Here is a 17,583-nt window from a genome sequence, read left to right on the forward strand (position 1 = left end):
GTGATCCTTTGATCGGGTCAGATTTTTGGACGCCGCGCCTTTGCGAATCCACGATCCGTCGCGATAAACCGCTCCAGCATCGGCGCAATCAGCCGCGCCGGTTCGATGGGCGATGCCCCTGCGGCCGCCAGCAACCGCCCGTACTCGACAAGATCACGGTGCAGCCCTGCAGGCAGTTCAACGGTGATCCTCACCGGCTTGTCGTCGGCTGGCGGCGCGAGCTTCAGCTTCACCATGGTCACTCCCCCTGCTTGCGGAACACGAGGTCCCGCGTGACGATGATCCTGACGGGAAAGCCCGGCCGGATGGTGAGGGTTGGCGCCACCTGTATCTGGCGCTGGACGATCTGCTGGCCGACCTCGCTGATCGTGTCCTGGGCACCGTCGCGGATGGCGCGGACAAGGCGGTCCTCGTCATCAGTGGCGAGCTCAGTGCCGATCGCCAGCAGGGTCGCAAGACCGGCGGCCTTGAAGACAGCGCCCCAGTGATAATCGACACCATCCTCCAACCCGGCATAGCCGGCAGCATCGGCGCCGGGCAGACGTTCCAGCACCAGCGAGGATCCGTCGGGGAAGATCAGGCGGTTCCAGACCAGCAGCACCCGGCGCTGGCCGGTGCCGACGCCGGAATCGTATTCGCCGATGATCCGGGTGCCCTGCGGGATCAGCAGCAGGGATCCGGTCGGGCTGTCATAGACGGGTTCGGTGACCTGGGCGGTGATCTGGCCCGGCAGATCGGAGCGGATGCCGGTGATCAGCGCGGCCGGGATCACCGATCCGGCCTGCAGAATCCAGGGCGAGGCCGGGGCCGCAATACGGTCGACCGCCACGGTCTGGCGATCCACCGGCCCGTTCAGGAAAGCGCTCTGCGGATCCTGCGATCCTGTTACCCCCGACAGGTCGAGTCCGGCAAAACCCGGAGAGGCTGTGCCCGCCGCGCCACCGGCGCCAGGCGTGGCAGGGAAGAACACCCGGCTCAGCCGCGCGGCCTCTTCCTCGGCGCGACGACGTTCTTCGTCGGGATCGACCGCAGACGGTGCCGCGATCATCGGCGGGACCACAGGCTGGCCCCGATTTTGCGCATCGAGGATTGGCCCGCCCAGATCGCCGGGCAGCGGCGGGCCGAGGGTCGGGCCGGTATAATCGCGCGGCAGGGCTGCCAGCCCATCGGCGGTGGCGCGGTTCTCGATAGAATAGAGTTCCTCGCCATCTTCTCCGGCCTGTCGGGTCTGCAGCGCATAGATCAGCGCGCCTCCGATCATGACCAGCGCAATGGCGGTGGTCCCCGCCAGCATGCGCCGCGACAGCCGGGTGACCCGGGCCGGCTCGGCGCGCAGCCGCATCGGCGAGGCGGTCTCGGGTGCAGGTTTGCCGCCGCTCATGACGGCACCTTGCCGCCGGCCGGAGTCTCCGGCGGCGTTCCTGCTGCTGCTCCGGCGGCGGCCTCTTTCGGCTCCACCCGCAGGATCCGCACCACCTGCTGGCGCCTGCCGCTGCCGAGACGCAGTTCGGCCGCGCCGAAGAGCCGGTCGACGATCAGGATATTGCGATGGACGCGGCTATTGCTGATCTGCGGCGCGCCGTCGGGGCCGAGCACGAAGATCGGCGGCATCTCGCCCTGCACGATGCCGCGCGGGAAGACGACATAGACGCGCCTGCCATCGTCGAAGACCGAGACCGGTCGCCAGGGCGGACTGGCGCCCTCGATCTGCAAGCCGTAGCGGTAGTTGCGCGCGGTTTCCGAGGGGATCACCGGCGCGGCGGGCGTCACCTGCCGCCTGCTTCCCGGCTGGGCCGGATAGGACCAGGCCACGGCGGGCATGTAGAGTGCCTCCTGCGCCCTGAGTTCGATCAGATAGCTGCGCCGGTCGGTGCTGACACGAGATTGGTCGCGATATCGGCCCGCGTCGGCTTCACAAGGATATGGACCCGGGCCGCAGCGCCGCGGCCGCTCTCGGTATCGCCGATGATCCAGCGTGCGGTGTCGCCGGCAGCGATCGGGCCGGCGCCGGTCAGGCTCTCGCCCGGCTCCAGCGCGATATCGGTGATCTGCCCCGGTGCGGCATAGACCTGATAGAGCGCCCCTTCCGAAAACGGGTAGATCTGGATGGCGTTGTAATAGCCCTCGCGGCGCGGCTCGACCCTTGCGGCGGCATTGGCATTGCCAACCCGCGCCGCGGCGGTGTCGGCGGCAGCCCCGCCGCGTGCGACGGTCCAGCCCGGCGGAGTATGCAGCGGCTTTGGGGCGCCGTCAGCCGCACCGCTCTGCGCGGTCGGCAGTGCCGGAACATCGGCATCATAGCCGAACTCGGGGACTGCCTTCCTTGCGCAACCGGAGATCAGCGCGGTGCCGATCAGCAGGGCCGTGAGGGAAAGAGAGATGGGACGGCGCGCGATGCGGCGGCTCTCGGCAACAGGGGCGGTGGTCATTGGCTCATCTCCCGCGACCAGCTGATGGCGTTGACATAGATGCCGAGGGGATTGGCCCTGAGCGTTGCGGCATCGCGCGGCGTGCGGATCACGATGGTCAGGATCGCGGTCCAGCGCTCGGTGCTGGAAAGCTGGCCGCTCTCGTAATGCTTCTCGGTCCAGGCCACCCGGAAGCTGTCCGGCGAGGCGCGGATGACCGAGGAGACCTCGATGGCGATCTGGGCGCGCCCGACCTTCGCGAAGGGATCGTTCTCGCGGGCATGATCGTTCAGCGCCGCCGCCCCGCGATCCGTGGTCCAGTCATAGGCCCTGAGCCAGTTCTGGCGGACAATGATCGGATCAGCCGGGATGGCGCGGACCTGCTCAATGAAGCGGCCGAGATGCCAGGCGATCTGCGGATCGGAGGGGCGATAGTCGGCCACGGCCGGAGCGACGGTCTGCGCCTGGCCGAGATCGTCGACCTGCACCACCCAGGGCACCACGGTGCCGCGCGCCGATTGCCAGACCAGCGCGGTGGCAAAACCTGCCGAGAGGATCAGCGAGCCAAACGCCATCAGCCGCCAGTTCTTCGCCTGCACCCGGGCGGAGCCGATGCGTTCGTCCCAGACCTGGGCGGCCTTCTGATAGGGGGTCTCGGGGGCGGGTGTCTTGCCGTAATGGGGGGCTGCCCTTTTGAAGATGCTCATCTGCGATCGCTTTCGGAAAGAGAAACGGAAGCTCCGCCGCCCCGGCTGTCCCCGGCGCGGATGGTATGGGCGGCCATCCCGGCGGAGCGGGTGATGCCGGAACCATGCGACAGGTGCTGCGCCCAGCCGGGGGAGGAGGTCCCACCGCCAGACGACCCGGCAGCGCCACCGGGGCCAGAACCAAGGCTGCCTTGCGTGGTGGTGCCGCCGGTGCCGGTGAACCCGGCCTTCACGCCCGAGGCATGGCTGGCGGTGATGCTGGCGGCGGCTCGGCGCAGCGGAGAGAGGGCGGCACCGCCAGCGGCCTTGCCGATCCCGGCCGCCCCGGCAGCGATACCGGCTGCACCAGACTGGCCTGCCGAGTTCAGGGAATAGGCGGCAGAGGCAGCGCCTGCCGTGGCGGCACCACCGCGAACGGCCGCAGCGCCGCCTTTTGCCGCCATCATCGCGCCGCCGCCGGTCGCGATCAGCGTGGCGGCTCCGGCAAGGCCAGTACCGACGGCGGCGCCCGCGCCAAGCTGCGGCCCGCCGGAGACGAGGCCCGAGGCGATGCCGGGGCCGAAGATGCCGAGACCGAGGAGCGAAAGGGCCGCGAGGACGATGGCCATGGCATCATCGACGGTCGGGGCAAGGCCGCCGAAACCTGCGGTGAACTGGCCAAAGAGGGTCGAGCCGATGCCGATGATCACGGCGAGGACCAGCACCTTGATGCCGGAGGAGACGACATTGCCCAGCACTCGCTCGGCCATGAAGGCAGTTTTGCCGAAGAGGCCGAAGGGGATGAGGACGAAGCCCGCCAGCGTGGTGAGCTTGAACTCGATCAGGGTGACGAAGAGTTGCACGGCGAGGATGAAGAAGGCGAGCAGCACCAGCACCCAGGCGAAGAGAAGACAGGCGATCTGGATGAAGTTCTCGAAGAAGGACACGAACCCCATCAGGTCGGAGATCGACTCCAGCAGCGGTCGTCCGGCATCGAGGCCGGTCTGCGCGACGCGGCCGGGGCGCAGAAGATCGGCGGTCGAGAAGCTTGTGCCTGAGGCCATCAGGCCGAGGCCCGCGAAACTGTCGAAGACGATCTGCGCGAGGCTGTTCCAGTTCCCGATCAGGTAAGCGAAGACGCCGACGAAGAGGGTCTTCTTCACCAGCCGGGCAAGGATGTCGTCATCCGCACCCCAGGACCAGAAGAGCGCGGCCAGCGTCACGTCGATCACGATCAGGGTGGAGGCGATGAAGGCGACCTCGCCGCCGAGCAGGCCGAAGCCGGAGTCGATGTAGCTGGTGAAGATGCCGAGAAAGCTGTCGATGACGCCGGTGCCGCCCATGTGCGTTAGGTCCTAGTTGAAGAAAGGAGTGCTTTGACTTTCAAGCTGTTACTGATCTCGCGGGGGTGAGAGACCCCGCACGCCGTGTGACGCAACATGCGGCGATAAGCGGATGGGTGAGGTGAACCGGGTGCTTCCGGGAAGCCGTAAATCAGCAGAACCCATCAAAGCCGGACAGCCGGGGACTTCCGATCCCGCGACTGGTCCGGCCAGCAAGCCTGCCATGGCGAGGGAAACCGAACCGATGGCGGACGCCTCGTCAGACACTGGAACCTGCCAACTCGGAAGTGGGCGGGTCGGCACGCTGTGCAAACGGCGGGCCGGTGGAGCGTCGGTCCGTGCTATGGGTACATGGACCGAGGGCGCGCGGCGTGCCGCACGCCAGCCTCGGTGTGCATTTGCGTTGCGCCGAGGCCGGATTCCACACGGGGTACAGTCGGCGCCTAAAGCAGGCAAGAGATCGGTAGCGGAACCTAGGGTCAGGACTCGTTGTTGTTTCATAGCCAGAAGATGATGGTTGCGGCGAGGGCGATTGCCGAGAGGAACACCTTTGGGCACCTGTCATATCGCGTTGCGACCCGCCGCCAGTCCTTCAGTCTGCCGAACATGATCTCGATCCGATTTCGGCGCTTGTAGCGGCGTTTGTCATATTTGACGGGCTTGGCTCGGGATTTCCTGCCCGGGATGCACGGCTTTATCCCCTTGTCTTTTAAGGCCTCTCGGAACCAGTCTGCATCGTATCCACGGTCTGCAAGCAGCCAGTCAGCGGGTGGCAGGCCGCTCAGCAACGCGGCGGCCCCAGTGTAGTCACTGACCTGGCCTGCGGTCATGAAGAACCGGATCGGGCGTCCCGTCGTGTCAGCCACGGCGTGCAGTTTGCTGTTCATCCCGCCTTTGGTTCGACCGATTGCGCGCCCCCGTCTGTCGTCTGCGCCCCCTTTTTTATCCGCAGGCTGGAGGCCGTGCGGTGCGCCTTCAAATATGTGGCGTCGATCATCACCGTCGTCGGAACCGCCGCCTCTGCCGCCAGGCCATGCATCATGCGGGCGAACACACCCCGGTCGCTCCACCGCTTCCATCGGTTGTAGAGGGTTTTCGCAGGACCGTATTCCCTGGGGGCATCTCGCCACCGTAACCCATTGCGATTTATAAATATAATACCGCTCAAAACGCGACGGTCATCGACACGCGGCTTTCCATGACTCTTCGGAAAAAACGGCTTAAGACGCGCCATCTGCGCATCCGTCAGCCAGTAAAGGTTGCTCATTCATCAGTCTCCTTGCGGAGCCTGAATCAGACTGAAACCCCAACATCAATGGGTCCTGACCCTAGAGACTGGTAAGCGATATTATTGGCTCTTCCGGGAAAGCCTTGATGACACCATTGCAACATCGGGCAATGCAGAATCATCCGTTCTCTTGGCAGCAGGCCTGCTTCCTGATCGAGTTTGTCTCAGCGGCGGTACGGCATATGCGCCCGCCCAATACCCGGAAATCCGTAAGGAGGGCTGCAAGATCGTCAAGAAGCCCGCGCTCCGGTTACGTGCAGAGCGACGACAAGCCATTGATCACGCCAATGTGACCCTGCCGATTTCCCGCTACGGTTTCCGCGCAAGTGCTTCCGATATGCTTCCGGGATGTTTTGGGCTCAAATGCAAAAGACCTCCCGAAGGAGGCCTAATACACTGATATCTATCAGTAATTCTGGTTGCGGGGACCTGCTCAAATCAGAAGTTGCGGACACAAAAAAGCCGCCCGGATGGGGCGGCTGGTGTGCGCGATGGTGCATCGCAATTTGAGATGGTTGCGGGGGCACGCAACCATCTCAAATTGCGGCTTCTCTCAGCATACCGAGCCATCCTTGAGCATTCGGTGCTCGCGAACTCCAGCGGGCTGCTTCGTAGCGCAGCGTAGCATTGGCCTCATCCCCACCAACCCGCCGCAACAGAATAGTATCACTGGTATCTTTCTCAACAATTCACGTTGTCGTCGTCGATGCCTCAGACCGGCTCCCGCCCCAGTCTCAGCGTGGACCGCCCTGTCCCGATACGAAGCCTCGACCTGTTGCATCAACTTGAAGTCTTCACTGCCACTCTGACACTTTCTTCATTTATTGCATTTATTTCATTTGAACCCATACACTGCGGCGGTGAAGGAGTCCTGCCCATGACCATGCTCGCCCATCGACAGCTTCCTCCCTCCGCACAGGATGCCGCGATTGCGCGTGTGTCCGGCCAGGTTCTGTCCCGCTATGCTCGTCAGAAACGTCCCCTGACCTTGCGCGTCACCGATGCCGAACAAGAGCGCCCGCTCGAACTCCCCGCCGGAGCAGTCGCCCTTCTGATGGACATCCTGGAGGCGATGGCCGCCGGGCGCGGCGTCACCCTGATGCCGGAGAATGCAGAACTTACCACGGTGCAAGCCGCCGAAGTGCTGAACGTCTCACGTCCCTTCCTCATCAAGCTGCTGGACGAAGCCGCGATCCCCCACCGCAAGGTCGGCAAGCATCGTCGCATCCGCATGGAAGACGTGATGGCCTACAAAGCAGCCATCGACCGCGAGCGCGAGGCCGTGCTCGACCAGCTTGTCAGTGAGGCACAAGGACAGGATATTGGCTACCATCGTCCATGAGCCGCTACACCGCTCTGCTGGACGCCAACGTCCTCTAGGATCTGCTGTTGCAGTTGGCCGTCACAGACCTGTTCAGGGCGCGCTGGACGGCCGATATCCATCGTGAATGGATCGAGGCGCTGCTGCGCAACGAACCTTCGCGGGATAGGGCAGCTCTGGAACGTACGCGTGACCTGATGGACCGGGCCACGCGAGTCAGCTTGGTCGAGGGATACCATGCCCTCATACCGGCGCTGACCTTGCCCGATCCTGATGACAGGCACGTGCTGGCCGCTGCCATCATTGGACGCTGCGATGTGATCGTGCCCCAAAACCTCGTCGACTTCCCGGTCGAGGCGCTGACGCCCTTCGGCATCGACGTGCAGCACCCTGACGAATTCCTGGTCAATCACCTGCATCTCGCACCCGGCCTGTTCTGCGGTTCCGTCCGCAAGGTGCGCGCCCGGTTGAAGAACCCGCCCTATAGCGTCGAGGACTATTTCGGCACCCTGACGCAAATCGGGCTGGTCGCCACGGCAGCCGAACTTGGCGGGTTTGCAGAACTACTCTGAGGCAACCCGTCACTGACGCAGAGTCATTCGTCAAAACCGGCCCATAGCTGCCGCCCGGCCTCGGCCGACGCTGCGTGGCCGCATCCCCGGAAGCCGACGTTCGACTGGTGCCGCAGCGAAGCCCCGGCCATGATGGACACTCGACGTTGGGCGAACCCGTTGATGCATAATCACCTTTCCATTCGAGATTGCATTCCTTGCGTATACTTGGTGAAGCTTGAGTATGAGGAGTGCCCATTGGATTTGTTCAGCTTGGCGAGGCGCGTCTTGTCGATCCGGGTCTGCAGATAGGTGCAAAGATCGGCGAAAGCCGACATCGGAAGCAGCTTCCACTGCGCTCCGAATTTATGCTCAATGTTCTTGGATATTGCGCCATAGTTGAACTTGGATGCTCGTGTGGGTTCTTTGGAGGCGAACTCGTTGTAGCGGCTGATCAGGTGCTGAATGTAGCGGCTGGCATTCTGATCGGCACCGATTGTACCCGCCGCGGGATGAACGTGAACAGCTTTGCGAGATGTACTTACATTTATCGTTCTGCCCACGATGGCCCCTGGACTATCAACCACGATACTCCCGCTGTTGTTGGTGATCTCAACCACACGTTTCGCGTTCAGCAGCAGCTTGGCAAATATGCCGTCGCTTGCCTGCTCGAGCCGGCCAAATCGCGTTTCCTGAACCGCCTTCATTTCCTCGAGCACCTCGACCGAGTAGATGTCTGGCTCTGTGTCGATAATCTTGTGGTGCCGTCGGCATAGGAGGAGCAGGTTTTCAAAAGCATGTCTCTCCTGTTCTGTCTGGGATGCTCCATATCTCGGACCGCCTTTGCTTTGCGCCCGGACATGGCAGATTTCGCCTGTGATTGTGCCCTCCGCCTCGACAATCGGTGACGGGCAATCGGGAAACGCGCATGCATTTCCCGATAGAGCAAACAATCTGCGAACTGTCTTTTCCGATGGTCCCGACAATTTCCCTCCTGAGCCCCTATGCGCCGGGCCTAGTCATTTACAGTTGTAATATTGCAGCGCTCGTAATGATCTGGGGCATTCCCAGGAATGAAACCCATCACCGCATATCAAGCCGAGGACTGCAACCGGCTGCGTGCCTCTGGATTGCCGAGGGCGTTTTACTACTCGGGGTGACGCCTCGATGAAATCGGGAAATCGGGGTTCTCGGCGTCATACCAGTCTCGGATCGCTCGAGTGATATTGGATAGTGCGAAGCCACGACTGATCCTGAAATCCAGGCATGCAAACTCCTCGGTGATCGTTGCAGCATCCTCGCCCTGAGGGGTGAACTCATAGCGTCCGTCCTCTTCGCCGTATTCGGCATTCGGGTCGTAATCAGTCACCTGCCATCGGCCGATCAGTTCACCGTCTCTGGTGACCACCTCGCCCGCCGCTAAGTTGAGATCGTAGCCGCTGTCTAACCACTCGTCGTGGCCAATGAAATTTATGGGGAATATCAGGTCCATGCACAGCATGATGCAGGCCACTCCGTTTCACGCAAGCAAAATCATGAGGCGATTACATGGTCCTGAACATCGATACACTGACCCTCGGCCGCATGTGGCGGACAAAAGGCGTCACTCTACATGTCCGCGTCTCGCTCAGTTGCGCCATCCGCACCCGCATCGCCTCCTGGCGGATCGGTCTGGTCGGGCGCGTGATCAATACTCTGCGGGATAGAGATCCGGCGCTAAGGGCGCCGAGTGTCATCGGTGAACGGAAGAGTTGCTTTTGACGTGACCCCGGCTGGGCTGGTGCACGACCCTAGTCCCGCACTCAAGCTGCCAGGATCTGAGCCAGGACACCGGCTCCTCCATGCGCGGCGGGGTAACCCGTCCGCCTCGCAAGCGAGCTAGCCATCGTCGAGTTGGGCATGGTCCGATCAGCATTCCCAGCAACGTGCCGTAGCATAACAAACGACCGTTCGATGGTCTCGTTTAAATCGGACCCTAGCCTGGCGAGGTCAGCCCATTTCGATGATGCCGCTCCCAAACAACCACAGAGCCCTAAAGGCAACGACTGCATGCTGCCTGCTAAAATCAAATGGCTGGCTCACGTAGCCCAGTCTGGCAGGATGTCAGTTCGTATCGGATCTCCTCGGAGGTCCGCTCGATAGACCTCGGGAAAGTAGGACATCGCTTCTGAAATGGTCGGGTCTACGACACTGAGCTGGGGATGCCTCAAAGCCTCTCTCATTTTATCCCAGACTGTTGCGCGTATTTGGCCGAATGCACGAGTTCGCGTCAGCATGTCATTGATAATCTGTGCGCGACGCTGACCGTCTTGAGAGTTCAGGTAGGCGTTTAAGAGTCCTGTGATGTTCTCCTGCTTGTTCAAAAAGTTCGTCCACCTGCCATCTGCCTCTGCCCATATCGAGAACATAACTCGCAGAAGTCGGTCGAAATCGCTGTCTCGTTCACCGGTGACAGGATGAATTCTAGCGGACGACCAGCTTCCCTTGGTCCTGATCAGCTCACCGATCAGGCTTTCTCGCCTCAGTGAGGCCTCTTTGAACACCGCAGGTGTTGCCACGTCCTTCAATAGGGGGTGACGGTCTAATCGATATTCAAGATCGTCGAGGCTGATAAGCCTTCGCTCCATCCCAGCGTCGGTCTGCCAGGCCGCCCAAAGGCATAGTGTTTGGCGTTCCAGTGAGGCTGCCACTGCGATTTCGTCGAGAACAAAAAGATTCCCTCCTGCCTCCTGCGCGATGTCAGCGGTAAATGCACGAGTGACACGATCGAAGGTATACCACGGAACTAACCAAATAAGGTGAACGCCCTGGGAGAGATAGTACTTGCTACGGGCCACCACCTCCGTCGCCAAACTCGGTGCGAGCTGCACCTCGACAGCAAATTTCCCTAGACCGTCGAGGTTGAACCTCACATCTGGCCATCTGCCCCTGCCTCCGCCGTTGGGAGGAAGGTAGCCATCGACTACACCGGATCCTAGCTCATATCGAGGATCTAGGCTGATTAGTTCCAACACCTGATTGCACATGCTCTTGTGGAGAGGTGATTCCTGATTCCCGGCGTAGATTGATGCCCTTACATCGTCCGGATTACGGCCCCCATCTTCGCCCCACGGGCAGGACAGACCACCCCCCTTGTAATGGGCAAAGTGTGGGATGCGCTCAGTAGATGTGGCAGCCTTGACATGCGCCGGTTCATTGCATCCAAGGCAAAATGCCAATGGCTCAGGCCTGGCGTGATTGATCCTGGTTCGAATGTCTTGCCAGTCCTGGCTCTGCAGGCCCGCCTGCCTGACCTCGTCGTAAACACCCAGTCCGAGCACGCGCGCTTTTCTAACTGGCATTTCCTTCCCCTCATCACGGCCTTGAGAGACTTCAGCAAAGGAGCTCAGCCTACTGCAAGGCCTACGTAACTATTCGAAGTGCCAAAAGATGTTTTTGCCCCCTTGTCCGGATAACTGAGGTGCCCCTAGTTTCCTAGACACCTGCCTTGTTCAGAATTTGCTGTCTGGCTTCGAGGTCAACGGGCGACAGCATTCCGTTGTTGGTGTGCTTGCGTTTCGGGTTGTAGAACATCTCGATGTCGTCGAACACGTCCTGCCTTGCGGCTTCGCGGGTCAGGTAGGTGCGGCGCCGGATGCGTTCCCGCTTCAAGAGCTGAAAGAAGCTTTCGGCGACGGCATTGTCGTGGCAGTTGCCGCGGCGGCTCATGCTTGCTTCGAGGTTGTGCTGGCCAAGGAACACCTGCCACTCGCGGCTGGTGAACTGCGAACCCTGGTCTGAGTGGATCATCACCTTGGCCTTGGGTTTGCGCCGCCAAACGGCCGCAAGCAAGGCCTGCAAGGCAAGGTCGGTCGTCATGCGAGGTTGAGCCGACCAGCCGACCACACGCCGCGAGAACAGGTCTATGACCACAGAGAGATATTGCCAGCCCTCATACGTCCTGATGGAGGTGATGTCGGTCAAACAGACCCTGTCGGGCGCATCCACCTCGAATTGCCGATCCAGGATGTTGGATGCGACAACAGGAGGCTTGCCGCCATATCGTCCAGGGCGGCGCTTGTAGCCAACTTGGACCATGATGCCTGCCAAGCCAGCCAGCCGCGCAACCTTGTTCTCGGAAACCTGCTCCCCCTGATCCCGAAGGTCGGCGGCGAGCTTGCGATAGCCATAGACCTTGCCGCTCTCGGACCAGGCCTGCCGGATCAGTTCGGTCTGGCGGACATCGTCCCGCGCATGCAGGCTTAACGGTTCCTTAAGCCATGCTTAGAAGCCGCTGAAATGGACCCGCAGCACCCGACACATGGCCCGGACGCCGAACTCGGCCTGATGCGCCCGGATGAAGGCGTACTTCATTGGGACTCGCGCGCGAAGTACGCTGTTGCTTTTTTTAGGATGTCGCGCTCCTCGGTGACCCGGGCAAGCTCGCGCTTCAGCCGCCGGTTCTCGGCTTCATGGTCGACAGCGGCTGACTTCGCCACTGGCTCCCCGAACAGCTTCAGCCACTTGTACAGTGAATGCGAACTCACCCCCAAACGCCGGGCAACCTCGCGAACCGGGTATCCCCGAACCGTGATCTGCTGCACCGCATCTCGCTTGAACTCGTCGCTGTAGTTGCTCGTCCCCATCGCGGCCTCCTAGCCTCAAGGTTAGGCGGCAAAGCGTCTACAAATCTAGGGGCACCTCACAGCGACGCTAGGCACTGGCGATTCAAGCGCGAGCGTCAACCGCGGGTATTTCCGCTGCCGAATTCAACGTCAAGTGAATAGGGATTGCATTCCGCTGGCGAACGTTTATACATAGTTTGTCATAAATACGAAAGTGCGCATCATGTCGCATCCCTCCCTCATTCCGCTTGATCTGCTGACACGCTCAGTTGACCCCGAGCGGTTGCTGCGCTTCTTTCAGGCGCTCGACGAGGAGATGGCAGCGGCGTCCGCTGATGCAGTCCGGACGATTCCTGCGGCGAACGTGCCGTCCGCGAAGCAGGCGCGAGGCACGTTGCGTCGTCATTTCATGGAGCGGGCGGTCCGCACCGCCGGAGCTCGGACGGATGTTGAAGTCGGCACTAGCTGGACTAAGCCCGCAACTTGGAGCTACCCTACGGTCCGAATCGGTGCTTTCACGTTGGTCCTCGGCTTGGTTTTCAGCCGCTATGTCGGCGCACCGCGCCAACTGCGCACGAGGTCCTCTTACGTCGAAAAGTTGTGCGCCCGCAACGCACCTCTCGATCCCCAAGGTACGCTTTTTGAACCAGCGGCGGATGCCGTTCCTACGCTCATCCCCGACGGTGCCTTCGGCGGTCTGATTGTGTCGGAACACAACGCAGCGACGCCAGAGGTTCCCTCGTTCGTCGGTTTCTGGATTCCATCGAACGATCTCAAGCAGCGCTATCACAACTACTCGCTCCAACAGATCATGAAGTATTTGCACGACAAGATCGCGAGCGCGAAGAAGCCTGCCCGCAAGGTCGTACACCGCAAACTGCCGAAACTTAGAAAAAAGCCCGCACCCAAGAAGTGACGGTAGGGAAGGGTTCGTAATGAACGGGATGCATCATGCCCGGCGTTGAGGGATTCGTGCCAGCGCGGCTGCGTATGGCGCGTAGCGCTCGCGCACTTCTACAGAAAGAATTGGCCGAGTTGGTCGAGCGCGCCCATACGACCATCTCTAAGTGGGAGAGCGAGGATCATGATCAAAAACCTGACCCCGCCGTTCTGCCACGTCTCGCGGAGGCCCTTGGGGTCGAAGTGAGCTGGTTCTTCAAGCCGGTCGACCAAGCGAAAGGCGCTGCTTTCTTCCGCTCTATGAAGTCGGAACTGGGCCGTATGCGAGACAAGGCCGAGGCGAAGCTCGGCTTCGTCGAAGCGATCGACAACGCGCTGAGCGAGCACGTCGAATTGCCGCCGGTCGATGTTCCGGACCTGGTCGGTGATCGCGATTTCCGGACGCTGCGGATCGCGGATATCGAACATTATGCGCGCGCCCTGCGCGAGCATTGGTCGCTCGGCGACGAGCCGATAGAGGACCTTCTACTGGTGATTGAGAATGCCGGCATCGTCGTTGCTCAAGACGAGATTGGTTCGGCTAAGCTCGACGGGGTTTCGCGTTGGGCCGAGAGTGGCCGACCCTATATGCTTCTAGCGCGAGATAAGAACGTTGGTGTGCGCCGCCGGTTCGATGCAGCCCACGAACTCGGGCACGTTGTATTGCATCGCTGGGTCAATCCTCACGATCTGGCTGAGCATTTCACGCTCATCGAAGAGCAAGCCATGGCCTTCGCCGGTGCCTTCTTGCTACCCGAGTCTTCATTCGGCGAGGACGTTTACTCATTGTCGCTGGAGGTGCTGCTCAGCATCAAACCCAAGTGGAAAGTCGCTGTAGCCGCAATGATTAAGCGCCTTGCCGCGATGGAACGTATCACTCCCGAGTACGAGCGGCGGCTCTGGCAGTACTACAGCTATCGACGCTGGCGCGGGTTTGAGCCCCTCGACGGGGAGTTGCCGGTTGAGCAGCCTCAGAACCTTGCTGCGTCAATCGAGATGATCCTTGATGAGGGTATAGTCAGTCGCTCCGACCTCATTCGAGAGATCGGGCTAAGTGCCGCAGATATCGCGAACTTGAGCGGGCTTTCGGAGGATTATCTTTCTCCAGCGCCGCAAAACTTGGTGCGACTGAAACCGTCAGTGCGCGTTACTGGCATGCTTCCGGATGGGGATGCTGAAGTTGTGTCGTTGAGTGATCGGCGCAAGCTTTGACTGGCTTCGCTCTAGTCAATTGCCTCGCACGCCAGATGGCGATGCCGCGTGCAGGATAAGGTTGGCAAGCGATGCAAATCGCTAAGCACTGGAGTCCACTTAATCTATATGTGATTAGATGACATCCTGCGGCCCATAGGTGCCAGTCGACCTCATCTTCCCGCTAGGATGCAGAATTGGCATGGTGGTGTCGTGCTTGATTCGCGAGCGAGCGGCAGGGGGAGCGGTTGGACGAGGACGAGAAAGCAGCACCCGAGGACGCGGTGGCGCTCGACATCATTGCGGCCCTTGCCGCTCCGGAAGTAGTTGTGGCGGATACGCCCGAAGCATTTCTGGCCGGCGTCGCCGCTGCGCTTAAGGCCTCCGATGATGTCGATGCCGATCTGGCCGCGATCCTGTCCGATCACTTCCTGACCGTCACTCCCAGCGACAATGTCATAGCCAGTGCTAAGGCGGCGATCCTGCTGCTAGCTGCTGAGCGCGCGGCCCCGGCCGAGGAGCAGACCGATGGCTGATCCGACGCTGCTTCACTCGCTGACACTCGAAGGCTTTCGCGCCTATCTTCAGCCCAAGACCTTCGACTTCAGTAAGAAGCCCAGCCTCGCGATCTTCGCGCCAAACGGCTTAGGCAAGTCGAGCGTGATCGACGCGCTCGAATTCATCTTCTCCGAACATGGCACGCTCGATCGGCTCGGGCAGCGTGCATTGAACAACCAGGCCGGACCGTCCGCGCTCGTGCATAATGGCGCTCAGGCGGCGGGGATCGCGCCAGTAGTCAAATTCACGACCATCACTGGCAAGATCACCATCGATGGGAGCCGATCGGCGGCCGGTAATCCACGTCCGATCCATGCAGCGGCCAGTGCGATGAAGGCCGGATTCTTCGTGGCGCCGATCATCCGCGGCTACACGCTGCGCACTTTCGTAGAGGAGCATAAGGCGGAAACGCGCTACAGCGATGTGGTGCGCTGGCTGCAGCTCTCGCCGCTGGTCGAGGTACAGAAGAACCTGCGGCTTCTGCGCCGTGAGATCAAGGCAGCCGCCGAGAACACGGCTGAACAGGTTCGTCTGGCCGGGCAGCTGCGGGCCGAAACCGACCAGTTAGTGCAGGCTTGGGACAACGCTGCAGTGCTCGCGTTCATCAATGCGAACGTCATTGCGCGGCTTGATCCCGCGCTGACAATGAAGGTGCTCGATGCCGGCGACGCCGGCTATGTCGACATAGGCAAACGTGTCGCAGCCGAGGAGAAAAGCGTCGGCCTCGCTGGGCTGCGACAGGTCCGCAACTCGGTTATCGCGCTGTGGCAGAAGACCGTGCCCGAGGACGGTGGCGACCCCGAATATGCGGGCGCCATCGCCGCCTTCGACGAGGCGCTGTCGGTGCTGGCCGACGCTAAGGACACCGAAGCTGATGAGCGCGACAAGGCGGCGGGCACGGTCTTCCGGTCGGTATGGAAAGAGGCCGAGAAGCTCTTCGCCGACGATGCCGCGGCTCCGAACGAATGTCCGGTCTGTGCGACGGCTATCGGCTATACCGCTGCCGGAAGCGTGCCTGCGATTCGCGATCTTCTGAAGACCCATCTCGACGATCTACAGAGCTACAACGACGCCAAGACCGCGTTGGACGACGCCGATAAAGCCGCCACCAAGGCGCACAACCAGTTGATCGCGCGGCTTCCCGCGATGATCGATCATCTGCCCGACGATGATCCGGATGGCTTTAAGGCAGCACTTATCGAATATCACGCCGGCGTTGCCGCCTGGCCGACCGCCGCGGCGCCCGCGTCCGCCGCGATCACCGCCGAGCTGGAGGGAAGCCTGACCGGTCTAGATCAGGACATTGCCGCAATCGAGGACAAGCAGGGCGAACATACATGGGTTAAGGTCAAAGCTAGCATCGACCGAATGCTGAAACTCCAGACGGATGTGGCGCTGGCGACGCGCACGACCGAGGAGCTCACCGCGCTGCACGAGGCGCTCGGCACGCAGGCCACGCTCGTCTCGGGCAAGATTCGCGAGAAAATTCAGTCGTTGCTCGACACCCTCCAGGCGCCGATGAACGATATCTACAAGGAAATTCAGGGCGACAAGGCCAGGCCGATCCGGCTCGAACTGCCCGGCGAAGACGATACTAACCAACAGCGCATGCAGTTGGTCATCGATTTCGCCGACAATCGACAGGGCGTCGCGCCCGGAGGCTATCTAAGTGACTCCCAGATTCATTCGGTGGCTCTCGCGCTGCGCCTCGCGGCGATCAAGAAGTTCAACGGCGCCGCCCCGGTGATCGCGCTCGACGACGTCGTCACCTCCTATGACGCCGACCATCGCCGCGCGATCGGCGCGCTGCTCGCCAAGATGTTCACCGACTGCCAGATCATTCTCGTCACCCATGACGAGCGGTTCTTCAATCACCTGAAGGATCAGCTCGCGGCGAAGGACTGGCAGTTCACGCGCATCATCGGGCTGGACCCGGCCTATGGCCCGCGCTTCGCCGACCATAAGGTGACCGATGAGATGATCGCCGATCGCTGGGAAAAGGGCGAATCTGCGGCCAACGAGATGCGGCAGGCAGAGGAGGAATGGCTGCTCGGGATCGCGCGCGGCTTCGGCGTCAACCTCCGCATCCGCCAACTCGAGAAAGCCTATTCCTACGAACGATCCGAATTGGCCTCGGCGATCGGCGGCTTCCTCAGCGACATCAAATTGACGCCGGCCGACGTACCTGGCGTCAACAATCGCTTCATCGCCAGCTTGGTGAAGGGCGATATCGAGAATTTCGGTAGCCATTTTCAGGACGCGCCCTATGGCGACGGTTCGATCGGAGACGAGAAGACGCGCTGGGATGAATTCAGAACGTTCCGGAGACAGTTCGAATGCGTGTGTGGCCGCACGAAGTATCAGAGACCATTCGGCCTCAGCAAGCCAATCTGCGCTCACGATAAATGCGAGACACAATTTGAGTTAAAGCCTCTTGTCGTGTGATGAAGGCGAGGTGGGAGCTCTAGCCTGTCGATGAGGGTTAGCCGGGGACTGGCACCCCATTTCTTCACTAGTGGCAAAGCGAGGGTGCGTGGATCGTGCACGGTCAAATCGAAACTGCGGAACGCCGACCACGTCGCGCGCATGGCCCCTGGAGCGATCTCGCGCTTCACACGATCGGTTGGCGCGCCTTTCAGGACCTTTGCTCGCAAGTTTGCGAAGTGGTACTGGGGCGTCCCGTCGAAATATTCC

The 17,583-nt window shown here is 61.3% G+C and carries 14 protein-coding genes and 3 pseudogenes; 7 read left to right on the forward strand and 10 right to left on the reverse strand.

Annotated features, from left to right (window positions below; all coding sequences use genetic code 11):
* Positions 1 to 17: 17 nt before the first annotated feature.
* The 6 genes and pseudogenes from QNO18_RS23600 to QNO18_RS23625 form a co-directional block, all read right to left on the reverse strand.
* A complete protein-coding gene (locus QNO18_RS23600) occupies positions 18 to 236 on the reverse strand; it encodes a DUF2274 domain-containing protein (protein WP_283179911.1) in 219 nt (72 codons plus the stop codon).
* A 2-nt stretch (positions 237 to 238) separates the two neighbouring features.
* Positions 239 to 1,381: a TrbI/VirB10 family protein gene (locus tag QNO18_RS23605; protein ID WP_283179912.1), complete on the reverse strand. Its 1,143-nt coding sequence runs from the start codon at positions 1,379 to 1,381 to the stop codon at positions 239 to 241.
* Positions 1,378 to 2,429: pseudogene (locus QNO18_RS23610) on the reverse strand (TrbG/VirB9 family P-type conjugative transfer protein). Before QNO18_RS23610 ends, QNO18_RS23605 begins: the two are co-directional and overlap by 4 nt.
* Positions 2,426 to 3,115: a conjugal transfer protein TrbF gene (trbF, locus tag QNO18_RS23615; protein ID WP_283179913.1), complete on the reverse strand. Its 690-nt coding sequence runs from the start codon at positions 3,113 to 3,115 to the stop codon at positions 2,426 to 2,428. The pseudogene QNO18_RS23610 and the gene trbF overlap by 4 nt, the downstream one beginning before the upstream one ends.
* On the reverse strand, positions 3,112 to 4,437 hold the full coding sequence (gene trbL, locus QNO18_RS23620; RefSeq protein WP_283179914.1) for a P-type conjugative transfer protein TrbL: 1,326 nt from the start codon (positions 4,435 to 4,437) through the stop codon (positions 3,112 to 3,114). Before trbL ends, trbF begins: the two co-directional genes overlap by 4 nt.
* Before the next feature lie 497 nt (positions 4,438 to 4,934).
* A pseudogene (locus QNO18_RS23625) lies at positions 4,935 to 5,704 on the reverse strand (IS5 family transposase).
* An 898-nt stretch (positions 5,705 to 6,602) separates the two neighbouring features.
* Between QNO18_RS23625 and QNO18_RS23630 the strand changes: the two are divergent.
* The gene (locus QNO18_RS23630) at positions 6,603 to 7,067 is read left to right on the forward strand and encodes an excisionase family DNA-binding protein (RefSeq protein WP_283179915.1); all 465 of its coding nucleotides are present in this window, start codon (positions 6,603 to 6,605) and stop codon (positions 7,065 to 7,067) included.
* A 47-nt stretch (positions 7,068 to 7,114) separates the two neighbouring features.
* Positions 7,115 to 7,618 (forward strand): PIN domain-containing protein, encoded by a 504-nt coding sequence (locus QNO18_RS23635; protein WP_283179916.1) that lies wholly within the window; start codon positions 7,115 to 7,117, stop codon positions 7,616 to 7,618.
* 170 nt (positions 7,619 to 7,788) lie between these two features.
* Here the strand turns inward: QNO18_RS23635 and QNO18_RS23640 are convergent, their stop codons facing one another.
* The gene (locus QNO18_RS23640; protein ID WP_283179917.1) at positions 7,789 to 8,583 is read right to left on the reverse strand and encodes an HNH endonuclease signature motif containing protein; all 795 of its coding nucleotides are present in this window, start codon (positions 8,581 to 8,583) and stop codon (positions 7,789 to 7,791) included.
* A 161-nt stretch (positions 8,584 to 8,744) separates the two neighbouring features.
* Complete coding sequence (locus QNO18_RS23645; RefSeq protein WP_283179918.1) at positions 8,745 to 9,089, reverse strand: hypothetical protein; 345 nt, start codon at positions 9,087 to 9,089, stop codon at positions 8,745 to 8,747.
* Positions 9,090 to 9,145: 56 nt separating this feature from the next.
* Between QNO18_RS23645 and QNO18_RS23650 the strand changes: the two genes are divergently transcribed.
* Positions 9,146 to 9,358 (forward strand): hypothetical protein, encoded by a 213-nt coding sequence (locus QNO18_RS23650; RefSeq protein WP_283179919.1) that lies wholly within the window; start codon positions 9,146 to 9,148, stop codon positions 9,356 to 9,358.
* 317 nt (positions 9,359 to 9,675) lie between these two features.
* Here QNO18_RS23650 and QNO18_RS23655 read toward each other — a convergent pair whose 3' ends face one another.
* Both QNO18_RS23655 and QNO18_RS23660 read right to left on the reverse strand, forming a co-directional pair.
* The gene (locus QNO18_RS23655; RefSeq protein ID WP_283179920.1) at positions 9,676 to 10,509 is read right to left on the reverse strand and encodes a hypothetical protein; all 834 of its coding nucleotides are present in this window, start codon (positions 10,507 to 10,509) and stop codon (positions 9,676 to 9,678) included.
* A 562-nt stretch (positions 10,510 to 11,071) separates the two neighbouring features.
* A pseudogene (locus QNO18_RS23660) lies at positions 11,072 to 12,222 on the reverse strand (IS3 family transposase).
* Between the two features lie 202 nt (positions 12,223 to 12,424).
* On the opposite strand from QNO18_RS23660, the gene QNO18_RS23665 reads away from it, so the two are divergent.
* The 4 genes from QNO18_RS23665 (at position 12,425) to QNO18_RS23680 (ending at position 17,334) form a co-directional block, all read left to right on the forward strand.
* The gene (locus tag QNO18_RS23665; RefSeq protein ID WP_283179921.1) at positions 12,425 to 13,117 is read left to right on the forward strand and encodes a hypothetical protein; all 693 of its coding nucleotides are present in this window, start codon (positions 12,425 to 12,427) and stop codon (positions 13,115 to 13,117) included.
* A 35-nt stretch (positions 13,118 to 13,152) separates the two neighbouring features.
* Positions 13,153 to 14,352, forward strand: coding sequence for an XRE family transcriptional regulator (locus tag QNO18_RS23670; protein WP_283179922.1), 1,200 nt, complete (start codon positions 13,153 to 13,155; stop codon positions 14,350 to 14,352).
* A 227-nt stretch (positions 14,353 to 14,579) separates the two neighbouring features.
* Entirely contained in the window at positions 14,580 to 14,867 is a 288-nt protein-coding gene (locus QNO18_RS23675; protein ID WP_283179923.1) for a hypothetical protein, read from the forward strand.
* The gene (locus QNO18_RS23680) at positions 14,860 to 17,334 is read left to right on the forward strand and encodes an AAA family ATPase (RefSeq protein WP_283179924.1); all 2,475 of its coding nucleotides are present in this window, start codon (positions 14,860 to 14,862) and stop codon (positions 17,332 to 17,334) included. The genes QNO18_RS23675 and QNO18_RS23680 overlap by 8 nt, the downstream gene beginning before the upstream one ends.
* Positions 17,335 to 17,583 lie beyond the last annotated feature (249 nt).

It is taken from the genome of Gemmobacter sp. 24YEA27 (genome assembly GCF_030052995.1).
GTDB lineage: Bacteria > Pseudomonadota > Alphaproteobacteria > Rhodobacterales > Rhodobacteraceae > Pseudogemmobacter.